The sequence below is a fragment of the Arthrobacter sp. P1_C12_2 genome (genome assembly GCF_056406415.1).
In genome coordinates this window covers 164104-180525 of sequence record NZ_JBFUAF010000002.1, presented here as the reverse complement: position 1 = coordinate 180525, position 16422 = coordinate 164104, and the positions used below count along the sequence as shown (strand labels likewise).

14 protein-coding genes are annotated in these 16422 nt (G+C 66.1%); 7 read left to right on the top strand and 7 right to left on the bottom strand.

Features of this window, described 5'->3' with window-relative positions:
• Positions 1-24 precede the first annotated feature (24 nt).
• Genes AC1DZQ_RS03440 through AC1DZQ_RS03425 form a run of 4 tightly spaced genes read right to left on the bottom strand, consistent with a single transcriptional unit; the run spans position 25 to position 4423 of the window.
• Entirely contained in the window at positions 25-1269 is a 1245-nt protein-coding gene (locus AC1DZQ_RS03440) for an NAD(P)/FAD-dependent oxidoreductase (RefSeq protein ID WP_476962169.1), read from the bottom strand.
• Positions 1266-1460: a ferredoxin gene (locus tag AC1DZQ_RS03435; RefSeq protein WP_476962168.1), complete on the bottom strand. Its 195-nt coding sequence runs from the start codon at positions 1458-1460 to the stop codon at positions 1266-1268. Before AC1DZQ_RS03435 ends, AC1DZQ_RS03440 begins: the two co-directional genes overlap by 4 nt.
• Complete coding sequence (locus AC1DZQ_RS03430) at positions 1457-2629, bottom strand: cytochrome P450 (RefSeq protein ID WP_476962167.1); 1173 nt, start codon at positions 2627-2629, stop codon at positions 1457-1459. The genes AC1DZQ_RS03435 and AC1DZQ_RS03430 overlap by 4 nt, the downstream gene beginning before the upstream one ends.
• A gap of 57 nt (positions 2630-2686) precedes the next feature.
• Positions 2687-4423, bottom strand: a complete 1737-nt coding sequence (locus AC1DZQ_RS03425; protein ID WP_476962166.1) for an MFS transporter — start codon at positions 4421-4423, stop codon at positions 2687-2689.
• Positions 4424-4727: 304 nt separating this feature from the next.
• Here AC1DZQ_RS03425 and AC1DZQ_RS03420 point away from each other — a divergent pair, with 304 nt between their 5' ends.
• The 6 genes from AC1DZQ_RS03420 to AC1DZQ_RS03395 all read left to right on the top strand — a co-directional run bounded on the left by AC1DZQ_RS03420 (position 4728) and on the right by AC1DZQ_RS03395 (position 11682).
• Complete coding sequence (locus AC1DZQ_RS03420; RefSeq protein WP_476962165.1) at positions 4728-5738, top strand: phosphotriesterase family protein; 1011 nt, start codon at positions 4728-4730, stop codon at positions 5736-5738.
• A gap of 51 nt (positions 5739-5789) precedes the next feature.
• Complete coding sequence (locus AC1DZQ_RS03415; RefSeq protein ID WP_476962164.1) at positions 5790-6743, top strand: phosphotriesterase family protein; 954 nt, start codon at positions 5790-5792, stop codon at positions 6741-6743.
• Between the two features lie 77 nt (positions 6744-6820).
• Positions 6821-8008 (top strand): FAD-dependent monooxygenase, encoded by a 1188-nt coding sequence (locus tag AC1DZQ_RS03410; protein ID WP_476962163.1) that lies wholly within the window; start codon positions 6821-6823, stop codon positions 8006-8008.
• 5 nt (positions 8009-8013) lie between these two features.
• A complete protein-coding gene (locus AC1DZQ_RS03405) occupies positions 8014-8982 on the top strand; it encodes an alpha/beta hydrolase (protein WP_476962162.1) in 969 nt (322 codons plus the stop codon).
• A complete protein-coding gene (locus AC1DZQ_RS03400; RefSeq protein WP_476962161.1) occupies positions 8979-9947 on the top strand; it encodes an MBL fold metallo-hydrolase in 969 nt (322 codons plus the stop codon). Before AC1DZQ_RS03405 ends, AC1DZQ_RS03400 begins: the two co-directional genes overlap by 4 nt.
• Positions 9940-11682 (top strand): CocE/NonD family hydrolase, encoded by a 1743-nt coding sequence (locus AC1DZQ_RS03395; RefSeq protein WP_476962160.1) that lies wholly within the window; start codon positions 9940-9942, stop codon positions 11680-11682. Before AC1DZQ_RS03400 ends, AC1DZQ_RS03395 begins: the two co-directional genes overlap by 8 nt.
• On the opposite strand, the gene AC1DZQ_RS03390 is transcribed toward AC1DZQ_RS03395, so the two are convergent.
• From AC1DZQ_RS03390 to AC1DZQ_RS03380, 3 genes are all read right to left on the bottom strand, one after another.
• The gene (locus tag AC1DZQ_RS03390; RefSeq protein ID WP_476962159.1) at positions 11667-14060 is read right to left on the bottom strand and encodes an ATP-binding cassette domain-containing protein; all 2394 of its coding nucleotides are present in this window, start codon (positions 14058-14060) and stop codon (positions 11667-11669) included. The genes AC1DZQ_RS03395 and AC1DZQ_RS03390 overlap by 16 nt on opposite strands.
• 112 nt (positions 14061-14172) lie before the next feature.
• Positions 14173-14592 carry a VOC family protein gene (locus AC1DZQ_RS03385; RefSeq protein WP_476962158.1) on the bottom strand — a complete coding sequence of 140 codons (420 nt, stop codon included), beginning with the start codon at positions 14590-14592 and terminating at the stop codon, positions 14173-14175.
• Positions 14589-15038: a helix-turn-helix transcriptional regulator gene (locus AC1DZQ_RS03380; RefSeq protein WP_476962157.1), complete on the bottom strand. Its 450-nt coding sequence runs from the start codon at positions 15036-15038 to the stop codon at positions 14589-14591. Before AC1DZQ_RS03380 ends, AC1DZQ_RS03385 begins: the two co-directional genes overlap by 4 nt.
• Positions 15039-15142: 104 nt before the next feature.
• Here AC1DZQ_RS03380 and AC1DZQ_RS03375 point away from each other — a divergent pair, with 104 nt between their 5' ends.
• Positions 15143-16378, top strand: a complete 1236-nt coding sequence (locus tag AC1DZQ_RS03375) for a type III polyketide synthase (protein ID WP_476962156.1) — start codon at positions 15143-15145, stop codon at positions 16376-16378.
• Positions 16379-16422: the final 44 nt, after the last annotated feature.

The following is a 16422-nucleotide window of genomic DNA, read 5'->3' as shown; positions in this document are numbered from 1 at the left end:
ATCAATCCTAGCGGTGGCGTGGCGTCAAACCCGGACGGGCGCGTTCGGACGCAGCGCGGCCGGACCGGCGTCGGCCAGCCGGCGAAGTTTGGGGATCGGGATCCGGTAGTTGACCGCGGCGGCGGTCCCGGAACCGTCCGGGTTGTCCCAGCGCAGGAGCGCTGACCCGTTCTCCCCGCCCGGCTCGCAATAGTCGGGGGCACCCACCACCGGCGTGAAGCCGACCGCTTTGAGCGACAACCCGAAGCCCTCCGTCCAGAAATATGGCTGGAAGTTGAACTCGGGTGCGGCATCGCCCTGAAGCAGGCCGACGGCTGCGACCTTGGCCTGGTCGATGGCGCTCGTCCACAAGGGAACCCGCTGCACGCCGAGTCGGGTCGGGAAGAACGCCACGTCTCCCGCCGCCACGATGTCCGGCCGGACCCTGCCGCGGGTGTCGACGCGCAGCGACCCGTCGGTGAGCAGTCTTGAGCCGGTCAGCCAGTCAATGTTCGGCTCATCGCCGACGGCGGTGACCACGAGATCCGCCTCTAGTTCGGTGCCGTCGGCCAGGACAACCTTGGCCCCGGCACCGTGCTCGACAAGACGGGCCTTCCCGCCGCCGACCACCCGCAGACCGCGCCGGATGGCGGCGGAGGTGAAGAGGTCGGCAAGATGGTCGCCAAGCTGACGCGACAGCGGCTTAGCGTCGGAGACGAGTGTGACGTCGCAGCCCACGTGCAGGCAACCGGACGCGACCTCCATGCCGAGCGGTCCACCGCCGATCACGATGACCGAGGGGCGCGATGCCACACGTTCCTTGAGAAGGATCGCATCCTCGATGGTGCGCAGGGTGAGCTCCCGGAAGGCGCCGTCCTGTTGCGGTCCGCCTGGTCCTTGCCCGGGGGCGAGGCGCTTCGCCCGAGAACCGGAGGCGATGACGAGGCCGTCATACGGCAGCTCACCGCCCCCGTCCAGACGTACCAACCGGGCGTCGACGTCCAGGCCCGTGGCGCTCACGCCGAGCAGCTCCGTTGCTTCGTGGGTCGGTTCGGGGAGCTCGTGCGCCTGGAGGGCATCGACACGGCTGCCGTCGACACCGTTCCCGTCCACACCTTTCCCGTCGACATTGTGCAGCAGGGCCTTGGACAGGGCGGGCCGGCTGTAGGGATGGTGCCGCTCGGAGCCCACAACAGTGAGCTCACCGTCGAAGCCGGCCGAGCGGAGCGAGTCGCAGGCCGTGAGTCCGGCGATGCCGTTGCCGACCACCACTATCCTGCGCATGCTCATGCCGCCTCCAGCCGCAGCGCGGCGACCGGGCAGACCCGGACCGCCGCTCTGGCGGCGTCGAGTTCGGGGCCGTCCACATCCGCGACGTCGATGACCAGCTCGCCATCGTCGTCCAAATGCATCAGCTTCGGTGCGGCTTCCTCACAGAGGCCGTGACCTTCGCAGCGCGGCCGGTCAAGTTCGATTCTCATGCTGCCACCACCTTTTCGACGTGGAGGGACTCGAGGCTGCGAGTGATGTTGCCCGGCTCCCGGACCTCGTCGGAGATCGTCAGCGTTTTCACCCTGCGGGCAAGGGCCTCGATGATTGCATGCGCTTCGAGTTTCGCCAGGCCCTGGCCCGCGCAGCCGTGCGGTCCGTAGCCGAAGGACAGGTGGTCCACCGGGTTGCGCATGATGTCAAAGGTGTCGGGCTTCTCGTAGTGCCGAGGGTCCCGGTTGCCGGCGCCGAAGAGGATACCTATCTGGGCTCCTGCAGGGATCGTAACGCCATCGATTTCCACATCGCGGGTGGCCTTCCGGCCCCAGATGTGGACCGGCGCCCAGTAGCGCAGCACCTCGGCGAAGGCAGCGGGGACAAGCGACGGGTCCGCCCGGACGAGCTCGAACTGCTCCGGGTGGTGGCCGAACAGCGCAACAATGTTCCCAATTGAGGCGATGGTCGTGTCGACGCCGGCTCCCAGGTACTGGTGGATGATGTGTCCCGCAGAGCCTTGAGGGATGTCGCCGCGGGTCTCGGCGTCGAAGATTCCGCGGCCAATTGAGCCGGGTGTGAGGTCTTCGGCGGTGACCGAGGAGCACCAGCCGTAGAGCTCACCGGCGATCGGGAAGCTCTCCTGCGTGCGCTGGTTCAGCGGGCCGATGACCTGCATCGCGGCCTGGCCCCAGCGCAGCATGTTGTCCTTGACGTGTCCGCTGAAGCCAATGAGGTCGGCAACTATTTCGATCGGGAAGGCCCGGGCCAGCGAGTCGATGGCCTCGAAGCTGCCGCTGGCGGCGAGCTCGGCGATGAGTTTATCGGCCTTTTCGTCGATGACAACCTTCAGGCCACGCAGGGCCCGTGGGGTCAGGTTCTGCGACAGAGTTGCGCGGAGCTGTGTGTGGACCGGCGGGTCGGAGGCCAGCGAGGTGCCCTGCAGCGCCTCGTTCACCATGGGGTTGAATCCGATACTGGTGGACGAGAACGTTTCCGGATCACCGAGGGCGTCGCGGATGATGTCGTAGCGCGTGAGCACGTACAGGTCATTCTTGGGCAGGTGGACGACGCCGGCCTGCTCGCGGAGTGCGGCGTAGGTGGGGTACGGGTCGACGAGGATCTCGTCGTCCCAGATATCGATGTCTGATTTGATGGGTGCAGTCACGGTGATCTCCTTGCGGAATAGGTGATGGGTCGTTGAACGGTTGCCGGGCCGCCAGTACTAAACGGCAGCTTCGGCGTTCGCTTCGGTGGTCTCCGCGATGGCATCGGAGGTGGGCGCCGAGGACCGTGCAGAGATGAAGAGGGTAAGAATGGCGGAGAGGATCGCCGCGATACCCGCGGTGAGGTAGACAGCCTGGAACCCCTGGCCCAGCGAGGTCCCTGCCACGCCCTGGATTTTCGGCTGTGCGGCGTTGAGGGTCTGGACCATGCCGTCGACGGCAGGGGCGGGTGCGCCGCCGGCCACTGCCTGGGCGGAGAACTGGGCGATGACCCCGTCCCAGCCGGCGAGGAAGCCCAGCGGCGGCACGTTCGCCAGTCCGCTGACGGCCTCTGCGGGCAGTCCCGCCTCGCCGAGAATCCCGGCAAGGGGAACCGCGAAGGCCGTGGCTCCGATGCCGAACGCGATGGCTGAGCCGATAACGGGGCCGAGGGCGAATCCGAGGTCGCGCAGGAGGTTCGTCGTCGCCGAAGCCATGCCGATCTGTTGGGGCGGGACGGTGTTGATGGCAACAGCGGTAACGGAACCGACTGTAAGGGCAAATCCGATACCCAGCACCAGAAGCGGCGGAATGAAGGCCGTCCAAGGAGTGCCGCCGAAGGCCTCCGGAGTGCCGAGGGCGAATGTCGAGAGCCAGAAACCGGAGATTGCCATGAGGGCGAAGCCCGCGGTGAGCACCCAGCGCGGGGCCACGTGGTGAATGAGCCACCCCACAACCGGGATGAAGGCGAACGCGGGACCCTGGATGAAGACGAAGAGCACACCGACCTTCCAAGTCTCAGCCAGGGCGAGCCCGCTGACGGCGACGCTCGTGCTGAAGCAGATCGCGAGGAAGGCGAACATGCCCGTGACCGCCACAATGCCGGTGATCGAGTAGGCGCTGTTCTTGAACAGCGACAGGTGGATCAGTGGCTGCGCGGTGCGTGATTCGATGACGACGAAGGCGACCAGGAGGATTCCGCCGGCGACGTAGCATGCAATCACTTCGGCGCTGCCGAAGCCGGCATCTACCGCTGTCACCGTGGCGTAGAGGACGGCGATCAGGCCGAGTGCGAGCGTAATCTGGCCGGGCAGGTCCAGCTTTCGCCCCTCCGACGCCGCCGAGTCCTTCGCCCGGAGCGCGACGGTGAGAACGAGCACGGCAATGGCGGCCGCAACCAAGTAGGCCGCCCGCCAGCCGCTGAACGCGTTCGGTGCGCCCGGAGCAACACCGGGCACCGTGAAGAACTGCGCCGTGAAGCCGGCGAGCACCGGGGAGATCACCGCGCCGAGGGACAGGAACCCTGCCCACGTGGCGATGACCTTCGCCCGTGCGCGGTGGTCCGGGGTGATCGCCGCGATCATTGACAGCGAGATGGGGAACAGGATGCCCGCCCCGATGCCGCCGACCGCCTGCGCGAAGATCATCGTTTCGGTGGTCTGCGCCAGCGCGGCCAGGACGGAGCCGACAACGCTGACCACGGCGCCGACGTAGAGCAGCTTCTTGCGTCCGAACATGTCACCCAGGAGGCCCCAGCTGAGCTCAAACACCACGATTCCCATCAGGAACATGCCCGCAATCCATGTCAGGCCAGCCCCCGAGGTGTGGAATTCCACAGCAAACGTGCCGCTGAGGGCACCTGGCAGGGCGTTGGTGATCTGGGCCAAGGTGACCGCGCTGTAGGCGGCCACGAACGTGGCTCGTACCGAGCCGCGGCTCGGCGCTGCGCTCGTCTGTGCAGGGTTGGTCTGACTCATCGATGAAACTCCTTTGTTTCCGGTCGATTCTCCGGTGACGCGCAAGAACTGGTGCCCTACCGGGCAAGAGCCGGTAGGCCGGAGGTAGATGTGGGGTTCCCCACAGTTTGGTGTCTAGGTTTACACGATGTCAAGAGCATTTACACAACGTTTGTTTCGTGAACGCCCCAACGGCGACGCTCTGACTAAATCATTGACACCATGTAAAGAAATATGTGATGCTGGCTACCGCAACGGAGCGACGGCACGGCCAGGCTCCGCGGCGCCCCTGCATTCAGAACCCGAACCTCAAGGGAGAACCCACGTGAGTCACCCCACCCCCGCCGAGACCGGCGACCCAGTCCACGCCCCGGCCGGGCAAACAGTCAATACGGTCCTGGGTCCGGTCCCTGCTGCCGAACTAGGGGTTGTCGCGGTCCATGAAGCCCTGTTGTCGGTGCTCCCCGGTGCCCAGTACGCCCCGGACATCTCCATGGACCGGGCGGAGATCTTCGAGGCGCTGGCCGCGAAGCTTGCGGACTTCCGCGAGCACGGCGGGCAGACGATCGTCGACAGCACCGGCATGTTCCACGGGCGCGACCTCAGGCTCTACGAGGCGCTGTCACGCTCCACCGGTGTCCACATCGTCGCCTCCACGGGTCTGGGTCCGGAGGAAGAACTCGGCGGGTACTTCCTGACCCCGCAGACCAACCCGCCCACCCCATGGCCGGCCGAAAAGTTCGGCGATCTCTTCGGCAAGGAGGTCACCGAGGGGATGGTGGTTCCCCGGGTCGAGCGCCGCGCCGCCGCTGGCATCGTGGCCACCATCGCCGACCGCGCCGGCATGACCCCGACCGAGGAAAGCCTGTTCCGCGGCTCCGCCCGCGCCGCCAAGAACACGGGCGTTCCTGTCTCCATCCGCTTCGGCGCCGATGCCCTGCACGATCTGGGCATCGTTCTGGATGAGCAGATCGGGGCCGACCGCGTGCTCGTCGGCGACCTGGACCGCAAGGATGGCGCCGCCTTCGCCATCGACGTGGCGGGCCGTGGAGCCTTTGTCGGCATCGACCACGTGGGTCTGAACGATCACGCGGACTACCTCACCGACCACGACCGCGCCGAACTGGTGCTCGAGCTCGTCAAGGCTGGCCATGCCGACAAGATCATCCTTTCGGGAAACTCGGTCGGCGTGGCCAAGGGCCTGCCGGAGTACAACCTGCCCTACAGCCACGTCCTGACCACGTTCGTGCCTTTCCTCAAGGCCAACGGCCTGAGCAATGAAGACGCCCGGCGCATCCTCGTGGACAATCCGCGCAACCTGCTGGCCGTGCGCTAAGCACGCGCCCGGACTCACACACCAAGCTTTCGAACCCCTGAGGTGAACGAAATGACCAAGGTCAACACAGTGCTGGGAACCATCCCGGCCGAAGAACTGGAAATCGTGGCGGTCCACGAACACATCGGCTACGGCATGCCCGGCTCGGAACTGGACACCAAGTGGTGGAAGTCGCCGGAGCAGGCCTACGAGGAAACCGTGCCGAAGCTGCGGAAGTTCCGCGAATACGGCGGCGGGACCTTCGTGGACGCCACGGGCATCTGCAACGGCCGCGACGTGGACTACTACAAGTCCTTGTCGCAGAAGACGGGTGTGCACATCGTGGCCTGCACCGGCTTCGTCGGCGGCGACACCGCCCTGCCCCACTTCTCCCGCGCCACCGTGGACTACCTCGCGAAGGTGTTCATCCACGAGATCACCGTCGGCATCGGCAACACGGGCGCCAAGGCCGGCGTCATCAAGGTCGGCGTGAGCCGCGGCGGACGAATGACGGAACTGGACAAGCGCATCTACCGGGCCGCGGCGCGCGCCGCCGTCGTCACCGGCGCGCCGATCCTGACCCACCTGGCCATCGACCCCGAACCGGCAGTGAACATCTTCAACGAAGAGGGCCTCCCACTGGATCGCGTGCTGTTCGGCCACGCCGACGACGGCCTGAACTCTCCGGTCACTCCGCACGATTGGATCTACGAACAGGGCGGCCGCATCGGGTTCGACACCTTCGGCTACGACCTCGAGTTGCCGGATCCGCCGTTCTGGGGCCGCAAGCGGGCCGAACGCATGGATCACTTCGTCAACCTCGTGAACAAGGGCTATGCGGACAAGCTCCTCGTTTCGGCCGACGCAAATTGCAGCCCGCTGGGCTGGCCGGGCGTGAAGGGGCACACCATCAACTACATCTTCGAGGACATGATCCCCGACATGCGCGCAGCTGGTATCGACGAGGCCACCCTCAAACTCCTGCTCGAGGACAACCCGGCCGAGTTCCTGTCGCTGCACGGCTGACGTGCGGACAGGCCGCCACAACTTACCCGTCCCCCAGAAATGGCCCGGCCAAGAATAGTCAAGAAAGAGATGAAACCATGAAGGCTTCGGAAATCAAGAACCTCAACATCGCCATCGTCGGAGCGGGGTACGGCGGCGCAGCGGCGGCCAAGGCCCTGAGCCTGGTTGGCGCGAACGTCAACGTCTACGAGCAGGCGTCCCAGATGCGGGAGGTCGGCGCCGGCATCGGCTTGCGCCCGGCCACTATGGACCGGTTCAGCCAGTGGGGGATCTTCGACGCGATCGCAAAGGTCAGTTCGCCAAGCGACTACTTCGAAATCCTCACCGCCGAAAGTGTTCCGATCATGAAGGACACCTGGCCGGAGTTCGGCGAGCAGACCCAGACCTACCTCATCCACCGCGGCGACTTCATCGAGGCTCTCCTGGGCGTTCTCCCCGAGGGCATGGTGCATCTCGGCCACAAGCTGGAGACCATCGAGGACAAGGGCGGCCGTTCCGTCCTGACCTTCACCAACGGCAATTCGGTCGAGGCCGACCTGGTGGTCGGTGCGGACGGCATCAAGTCCGTGGTGCGCGAGCAGCTCTTCAGCGACAAGGGCCCGGTGTTCTCCGGCGAACATGCCTACCGTGCGGTGATTTCCGCCGACGACGCCCACGGCCTGGTGGCCGACGACAACCTCCGGATGTACATCGGAAAGGGCACCAAGGTCTACCTTCTGCCGCTGCGCCACCGCAACCAGGTCTCCTTTGATATCACCGCCCTGAACCCGGACGGCACCTGGGCACCCGAGGTATCCAAGGAGGATCTCCTGGCCACCGTGAACGGCTTCGACGAGCGGCTGGTGAACATCACCCGCGGCCTCGACATGGACACAGTGAACATCCGCGCGGTCTACGACATCGACCCCGTCGACACGTGGCACACGGACTCCGTTGTCCTCATGGGCGATGCGGCCCACTCCATGCTCCACCACCAGGGCCAGGGCGCGAACTCTGCCATTGAGGACGCGGGAGCCCTGGCCGACGCCCTGGCCCAGGCTGGCTCGGTCAAGGAGTCCCTGGCCTTGTTCCAGGCGACCCGCAAGCCGGTGACGGACGAGCTACAACGCATCTCGCGGCAGGGGTGGTCCGAGGAAGAGGTCAACGACGTTTTCCCTGGTCAGAAACCCAAGTCTCAGAGGGCCGCCGCCCAGAAGCCCCCAGCGCAGAAGCCCACGTCCCAGAAGCCCACCAGCGTCAACGCACCGGCCGCGGCGAAGGCCTGAACGCCATGACCATCCACTCCGAAATCGCCAAAATCCTGGCAACCTTGCCGGCGCCCGATGGCTCTCCGCTTGACCCCGAAGCCATGCGTGCAGGCGAGGCCGCGCAGGTTTCCCCGCTGGAAGTGCGTCTCCCGCTGCACTCTGTCGAGGACGCCACGGCAGTGACGCCATCGGGCGAGGTGCCCGTGCGGATCTACACGCCTGCCGAGGCCGACGCTTACGGCCTGCTGGTGTACTTCCACGGCGGCGCGTTCTTCCTGGGTAGCCTGGACACGCACGACCACGTCGCGCGATCCCTGGCCAAGGAAACCGGCCATAAGGTCATCTCGGTCGGCTATCGGCTGGCCCCCGAAGCCTCTTTCCCTGCCGGCCTTGACGACTGCTACGCCGTTGTCCGCTGGGCCGCCGAACAGGGCGGCAACCTGGGCTGGAACGGAAAGAACCTCGCTATCGCGGGCGACAGCTCGGGCGGCAACTTCGTGGCCGCCGTCACCGCGAGGGCTCACGATGACGGGTTCTCTGCGATCACGCACCAGATCCTGTTCTACCCGTCGCTGGACCTGGACTTCGACGTCGACCGCTACGCGTCGCTGCGGGAGAACGCCGAAGGTTACGGACTGGAGACGTCGGGTTTGTTGCCGTTCAATTCCTTCTACCTCGAGAGCGGGGCGGACCCGGCGGATCCGCTCGTCTCCCCCATCAAGCGCCAGGACCTTGCCGGCCTGCCGCCGGCCCTGATCATCACCGCCGAGCACGACCCCCTGCGTGACGAGGGCGAGCTCTACGGCCTGCGCCTCAGGGAGGCCGGCGTCTACGCGGCCGTCAGCCGCTACGAGGGGGCCAACCACGGCTTCGTCCAGAACTTCTCCTGGATTCCGGAGTTCTACGGGCCATTCGAAGAGACCGCCGCGTTTCTGGGCCGGAGCACCGTGCTTAACGGGAGCACCGGGCTTAACGCGGGCACAGCGCAATGACGACGCCAGTCGCCATTCACCCCCTTGTCTCCCCGTGGGGGAGATTCGGTCTCTACAGCTTCTACATCGACGCCCCGGAACCCGCGATCGTCGACACGGGAATTGCGTCCTCGCCCGCCGAAGGCATGGTGCCGGCACTGGCGGCGATCGGCCGCCGGATCGAGGACGTTCGCTGGATCCTGCTGACCCACGGACATATCGACCACATCGGCGGCGCCTTCGCCTTGTGGGAGCTCACCGGACGGCGCGCGCAGGTGGTCATCCACGAGGCCGACGCACCGATGTTGCGCTCGCGCCGGGCGCATGTGGACGAATACCTCGCCGGACGGGCGCAGTACCTGGATGACCCCGCCGGTGAGGCGAAACTGACCGAGGCGACGAATGCCGTCATCTCGGGCGAGATGGAGCCTACGCTGCTGGTGCGGGGCGGCGAGACCATCTCACTCGGCGGCGGCTTCACCGTCACCGTGCACTCGATTCCGGGCCACACCCGCGGATCTGTGGCGTACGTCATTAACGAACAGAACGATGTATTCGTCGGCGACGCCGTGCAGGTCCACGGTGCGGCCAACGGCTTCCCCGGCTTCGTGGACCCGGCCGGCTACCGCGCAAGCCTGCGGTACCTCCGCGACGAGATCCGCCCGCGGCACCTCTACCTGGGCCACCCGTATCGCCGCGCGGACGGCACGCCCTACGGAGTGGAGCTGGACGCCGGGCAGGCCGAGGAAGCGCTTAAGGGGAGCCTGGAGATCGAAGCCCGCGTCAATAGTGCGGCCCACGACTGCTTGGCTGCCGGGCTGCAGGATTCGGATTCACCGTACTCGCCCTTCGCCCTCGTGGCCGAGGATCTTGGCTACGAGGGGGACCCCGCCTTGGAGCCGTCCCCGTTCTTCACGACGCTCAACGGCTACCGCACGACATTCGACCACATGACCGACGATGAGGAGATCAACACTCATGGATGACTTCCAGCTACTGAATGCCGGCGCGGAGAAGATTGCAGTTCGCAAGGACCTCCGGGTCCCGATGCGGGACGGCGTCGAGCTCGCCGCGGATGCCTACCAGGGCCCCGAGGACAAGCCGCGGCCGGCATTGGTGGCCCTGAGTCCGTACGGCAAAGAGCTGCAGGCTCTCGCCCTCACCACCCCGCCGCAGCGGCGGCCCAGCCCGATGTGGGACGGCTGCATCGAGGCCGGCGACATCGCCCGCATCGTCAAGGAAGACTACGTCCACGTCATCGGCGACCTGCGTGGCTCCGGCCATTCCGGCGGCGAGCACATCGGCAATTACAACGCCGGCGGCGTCTCGCTTGGCCAGGATGCGTACGACTTCATCGAGTGGGTGGCCGAGCAGCCGTGGTGCGACGGCAATGTCGGCATGGTCGGCATCTCCTACTTCGGCTCCATGCAGGTGCTGGCCGCGGCCGAGCGCCCGCCGCACCTGAAGGCGATCTTCGTCTCCGGCGGCCACTACGACTTCTACGAGACCACCTACCACGGCGGCATCATGTGGTTCATGCCGCGGGCCGCCCGCGAGGGCCGAGGCGGCGACTCCGGCTGGGCGTTCACCGACAACGTCAAGTCCCGCATGATCGAGAAGCACTCCCCCGAAGAGCTGAAGAGGCTCGTCGAGAAGCGCCTGCAGGACCCGGACGTCGCCGCCTGGCCGAACCTGGTCCATGTCCTGAACTACCCGAAGAACCACGAAGCCTGGTTCGACATCGTGATGAACGAGCTCGACGGGGACTGGTACGAGGAGCGCAACCCCATCACGCTGGCCCCGAACATCGACATCCCGGTGTGGCTGCAGATCGACCAGGGCCGCGGCTGGACCATGGATGGCACGATCGAGCTGTTCAACGAGCTGAAGGGCCCCAAAAAGCTGGACATCGGGCCGTACCCGCCAATGCAGTCGCGTCCCTTCATCGAAGAACACGACAAGATGTTCCGCTGGTACGACTACTGGATCAAGGGCATCGACAACGGCGTCATGGACGAACCGGCCGTGAGCGTCTTCGTGGAGGGCTCCCGCGAGCTGGTGACCGCCGAGGCGTGGCCGCCGAAGGACGTCGAGAACAAGTCGCTCTATCTGCGCCCGCGCCACAAGCTGTCCACCGAGCCCGAGCTGATGGGTGCCGAGTACGCCGCCCCTGACGGCTTCTACCAGGCACCGTTGACGGTGACCGACAAGGTGGAGATCATCAGCTGGTCCACACCTGCCTTCGAGGAGGACACGGAGCTGATCGGCACCGGTGCCGCGCACATCTTCGCCGAGATCGACCAGCCGGACACCAACTTCATCCTGCGCCTGTGGGACTACGCCCCCAACGGCCAGCGGCAGCTCATCACCAGCGGCTACCTCAAGGCCTCACACCGCGAGCTCGACGAGCGGACCACCGAAGGCAACCCGCACCACCCGCACACCCGATCGGTTCCGGTGGAACCCGGCACGATCGAGGAGTACGTGCTGCGCCTCTACCCCTTCGCGAGCACCTTCAAACCGGGCCATCGCCTCACGGCGGAACTGTCCAACGGCGAACCGTTGGCCGACGAACACAATGCGCTGCTGCCGCCGGATGCCTTCCACCTGCCGGTGGGCCGGCCCGTCACCCACAAGATCTACCGCGACGCCGCCCACCAGTCCAGGCTCGTCCTGCCGTTCACCACGGGCAAGGCACGGGCCGGTCAGGAGCCGACGTAGACCGCCAGATGCTCGCCGGTGAGGGTGGAGCGGCCGGCGACGAGGCTGTCGGGCGTGCCCTCGAAGACGATCCGGCCGCCGTCGTGCCCTGCGCCGGGGCCGAGGTCGATGATCCAGTCGGCGTGCGCCATGACCGCTTGGTGGTGCTCGATGACGATGACCGATTTGCCGGAGTCCACGAGCCGGTCGAGGAGGCCCAACAGGTTCTGGACGTCGGCGAGGTGCAGCCCGGTGGTGGGCTCGTCGAGGACGTAGACRTCACCCTTTTCTGCCATCTGGGTGGCCAGTTTGACGCGCTGCCGCTCGCCGCCGGACAGCGTGGTGAGCGGCTGGCCGAGGGTGAGGTAACCGAGGCCGACGTCCACGAGCCGGTCAAGGATCTTGTGGGCCGCCGGGGTGCGGGCCTCGCCTTCGCTGAAGAACACCTCGGCCTCGGTCATCGACATCGCCAGCACTTCGGCAATATTCCGTCCGCCCAGCGTGTACTCCAACACGGAAGCCTGGAACCTCCGGCCCTCGCAGTCCTCGCAGGTGGACTCGACGGTGGCCATAACACCGAGCTCGGTGAAGATGACGCCCGCGCCGTTGCAGGTGGGGCAGGCACCTTCCGAGTTGGAGCTGAACAGCGCCGGCTTCACTCCGTTGGCCTTCGCGAACGCCTTGCGGATCGGCTCGAGGAGGCCTGTGTACGTCGCAGGGTTGCTGCGTCGTGACCCCTTGATGGCGCCCTGGTCGATCACCACCACACCGTCGCGGCCGTCGACCGAGCCGTGGATCAGCGAGCTCTTGCCCGAACCCGCAACACCCGTGACGACGCAGAGCACTCCGAGCGGAACGTCGACGTCGACGTCCTTGAGGTTGTGCGTCGAGGCACCCCGCACCTCGAGCGTGCCGGACGGGGTGCGCACCGATTCCTTCAACTTGGCCCGGTCATCGAGGTGCCGCCCGGTGATGGTGTCGCTCCCCCGCAGGCCCTCCACGGTTCCCTCGAAGCAAACGCTGCCGCCCTCGGTGCCGGCGCCGGGGCCAAGGTCAACGACGTGGTCGGCGATGGCGATGGTCTCCGGCTTGTGCTCGACGACGAGCACAGTGTTGCCCTTGTCCCGCAGCTGCAGCAGCAGCTGGTTCATCCGCTCGATGTCATGCGGGTGCAGGCCGATCGTCGGCTCATCAAAGACGTAGGTGATGTCTGTGAGGGACGAACCCAGGTGCCGGATCATCTTCGTGCGCTGGGCCTCGCCGCCGGACAGGGTGCCCGCCGGCCGGTCGAGCGAGAGGTAACCCAACCCGATTTCGGCAAACGAGTCGAGCAGGTGCTGCAAGCCTTTCAGGAGAGGTGCGACTGAAGGCTCGTCGAGCTCGCGAATCCACGCGGCGAGGTCGCTGATCTGCATCTCGCACAGGTCGGCGATGTTCTTGCCTTGGATCTTCGAGGACCTGGCTTCCGGACTTAGCCGGGTGCCGTCGCACTCGGGGCAGGCCTGGAACGTGATGGCGCGCTCCACGAAGGCCCTGATGTGGGGCTGCATGGCGTCGACGTCTTTGGAGAGCATCGACTTCTGGATCTTCGGGATCAGCCCCTCATATGTCAGGTTGATGCCTTCGACCTTGATCTTGGTTGGCTCCTTGTAGAGCAGGTCGTGCATTTCCTTCTTAGTGAACTTCGCGATCGGCTTGTCCATGTCGAAGCCGGCGCCGCTGAAGATGCGGCCGTACCAGCCGTCCATGCTGTAGCCCGGGACCGTCAGCGCGCCCTCGCTGAGCGACTTGCTGTCGTCGTACAACGCGGTGAGGTCGAAGTCGGAAACCGCGCCCATGCCCTCGCAGCGCGCACACATGCCGCCCAAATAGACCACATCGCGCACCACGTTCCGCTCGACCCGGCCGCCGGCTTTCTCGGTACTCATCACCCCGCTCGCTTTGCGCGTCGGGACGTTAAAGGAGAAAGCAGTGGGTGGCCCGATGCGCGGCATGCCCAGGCGGCTGAAGAGGATCCGGAGCATGGCGTTCGCGTCGGTGGCAGTGCCGACCGTGGACCTGGGGTTGGCGCCCATCCGCTCCTGGTCCACGATGATCGCCGTCGTCAACCCCTCCAGGTGGTCCACATCGGGCCGGGCCAGGTTGGGCATAAAGCCCTGCACGAACGCGCTGTAGGTCTCGTTGATCATCCGCTGCGACTCAGCGGCGATGGTGGCGAACACCAGCGAACTCTTACCCGAGCCGGATACGCCGGTGAACACCGTCAAGCGGCGCTTCGGGATCTCGACGCTGATGTCCTTGAGGTTGTTCTCCCGTGCGCCCTGCACGCGGATCAGATCATGGCTGTCCGCATCATGCAGCGCAGGCGCCTGCGTGTCCGTGCCCGTGGCAATGCTCATCGTGTCTCCATCTGTTAGTCGGGGCAGCCCCCCAGCGGTCCCCGTCGTCGTCGACTGGCTCTATCTAACCAGCTGGCGGCAGCTCGTCCGGTCGTCCCGGCCGGCGGACGGCTCAGAGCGGCTGCTGGATGCGGATCAAGTTGCCCGCGGGATCGCGGAAGGCGCAGTCGCGAACCCCGTAGGCCTGCTCCGTCGGCTCCTGGACCACCTCGGCGCCGCTGGCCTGCAGCCGCTCGAATGTCGCGTCAACGTCCTTGGTGGCCAGTAGGATGCGCGCATAGGTGCCCTTGGCCATCATCTCGTCGATGATGCGGCGCTCGTCGTCGGTGACGCCGGGATCGGCGGCCGGCGGTTCCAGGACGATTGAAGTGCCCGGTTGGTCGGCCGGGCCGACCGTAATCCAGCGCATCCCGCCGTATCCGACGTCGTTGCGGACTTCGAAGCCGAGGGTGTCCCGATAGAACGCCAGGGCGGCGTCGGGATCGTTGTGTGGGAGGAAACTCGCGTGAATGTTGATGTCCATGGAAGTCATGCTAGTTGCGGTTCCGGGGCTGGCGCTTCTCGATTCCTGACCGGTCTGGTGACCTGTTTCGCGACGCAGGACGGCATCCCCGCGGTCGCACGGGCAGCCTCGCGCCGGTAGACGCTGGGCGGAACGCCAACCAGTTCGGTGAAGCGGGTGCTGAAGGTGCCCAGCGACGAGCAGCCGACCGTGAAGCAGACCTCGGTGACGCTGAGGTCGCCGCGGCGCAGCAGCGCCATCGCGCGCTCGATGCGCCGCGTCATCAGATAGCTGTACGGCGATTCGCCGTAGGCAAGGCGGAACTCTCGGCTGAGGTGCCCGGCGGACATGTGGGCGCCGCGGGCGAGGGCCTCGACGTCGAGCGGCTGCGCGTATTCCCGGTCCATTCGGTCCCGGACGCGGCGCAGCCGCGCGAGGTCACGCAAGTGCTGCGCCCGGTCGGTATTGCTGGTCACATGTGAGATCGTGCTACGTCGCGCCGATGTTGTCCAGCCCCGCTGTCATGCCAAATCTCGGGCCGTTCCATTGTCTTTGGCGGCAGGCTCACTGAGAATGAACCATGACGGTCTACCTGAGGTCCTTAGAAACTGCAGTCCCGCCGACCATTCTTGTCCAGCCCGAGGCCAGGGCCGTGTTCGCCGCCCAGCCGGGCCTTACGCGGCTCGGATCCCGGCTGGTCAACACGTGTTTTGATTCCGCAGCCATTGACACCCGGCACACGGCCGTCGAGGAACTCACCAAAGACAGCCAGGCGGAAGATCCCCAGTTCTTCGACCCGGCCACCGGCTTGGTGCTCAGCCCCAGCACCAAGATCCGCAACGGCATTTTCGCCACGGAAGCGACCAAGCTCTTCATTGAAGCCGCTCAAAAAGCCCTGGATGCCTGCCCGGGAGTCGATGCCCAGGACATCACCCACCTGATCACCGTCTCCTGTACCGGATTCTTCAATCCGGGCCCGGATTACAAGATTGTCCGGGCCCTCGGCCTGAACCCGGCCGTCCAGCGGTACCACCTCGGATTCATGGGCTGCTACGCCGCCTTCCCGGCGCTGCGGGCCGCGAAGTCCTTTTGCGAGGCGGATCCGGATGCGACGGTGCTGGTGGTCTGCGCCGAACTCTGTTCCCTCCACGTCCGGACCTCCAATGATCCGGACACCATTATGGGATCGGCCTTGTTCGCCGACGGCGCCGCTGCAGCCATCATCACGGCGCGGGACATCCCCGGGGAAGCGCCCCTGTTGCGGCTGGACCACTTCGAAACCGTTCTGACGCCCGTCGGGGAGGACTCGATGGCCTGGAACATCGGCGACGAGGGCTTCGAGATGGTTCTCGGAAACTACGTCCCGCACATCATCGATGACCACATCATCGGCGCGCTGGAACCTCTCCTGTCCCGCGACAGTTCGCTGCAGGGACTCCCCTACCGGGACATCCAGCACTGGGGAATCCACCCGGGCGGCCGGAGCATCCTGGACAAGGTCCAGTCCAGGCTGGACCTGAGCGACGAACAGCTGGTCCCGGCCCGCGAAACCCTCCGGAACTTCGGCAACATGAGCAGCGCCACCGTCCTGTTCGTCATCAAGCACATCCTCGAGCTGCCGGCCGCGGACGACGCCGGGGCCAGCCCGGACGGCCCCGGCGCGGAGAGGATCTGTTCCATGGCCTTCGGCCCTGGCCTGACGGTCGAGACGGCGCTCTTCACCAGGCTGGCTGCCCCGCGATCCGTTACGGCTCCACGGCCCGCGTCCGCGGCGGAACCGGCAGAAGCGGCCGAGCCCGTAGCGGTGCGGGTCTGAAAGCGGCCACGCTGAAACCGTTCAGCGCGAAGCAGGGCACGGAA

Bases quoted from the DNA above. Each gene is read 5' to 3' on its own strand.
- AC1DZQ_RS03405 (WP_476962162.1), top strand. From the start codon at position 8,014: ATGACCATCCACTCCGAAATCGCCAAAATCCTGGCAACCTTGCCGGCG.
- AC1DZQ_RS03410 (WP_476962163.1), top strand. From the start codon at position 6,821: ATGAAGGCTTCGGAAATCAAGAACCTCAACATCGCCATCGTCGGAGCG.
- AC1DZQ_RS03440 (WP_476962169.1), bottom strand. From the start codon at position 1,269: ATGAGCATGCGCAGGATAGTGGTGGTCGGCAACGGCATCGCCGGACTC.
- AC1DZQ_RS03385 (WP_476962158.1), bottom strand. From the start codon at position 14,592: ATGACTTCCATGGACATCAACATTCACGCGAGTTTCCTCCCACACAAC.
- AC1DZQ_RS03435 (WP_476962168.1), bottom strand. From the start codon at position 1,460: ATGAGAATCGAACTTGACCGGCCGCGCTGCGAAGGTCACGGCCTCTGT.
- AC1DZQ_RS03415 (WP_476962164.1), top strand. From the start codon at position 5,790: ATGACCAAGGTCAACACAGTGCTGGGAACCATCCCGGCCGAAGAACTG.
- AC1DZQ_RS03425 (WP_476962166.1), bottom strand. From the start codon at position 4,423: ATGAGTCAGACCAACCCTGCACAGACGAGCGCAGCGCCGAGCCGCGGC.
- AC1DZQ_RS03375 (WP_476962156.1), top strand. From the start codon at position 15,143: ATGACGGTCTACCTGAGGTCCTTAGAAACTGCAGTCCCGCCGACCATT.
- AC1DZQ_RS03395 (WP_476962160.1), top strand. From the start codon at position 9,940: ATGGATGACTTCCAGCTACTGAATGCCGGCGCGGAGAAGATTGCAGTT.
- AC1DZQ_RS03400 (WP_476962161.1), top strand. From the start codon at position 8,979: ATGACGACGCCAGTCGCCATTCACCCCCTTGTCTCCCCGTGGGGGAGA.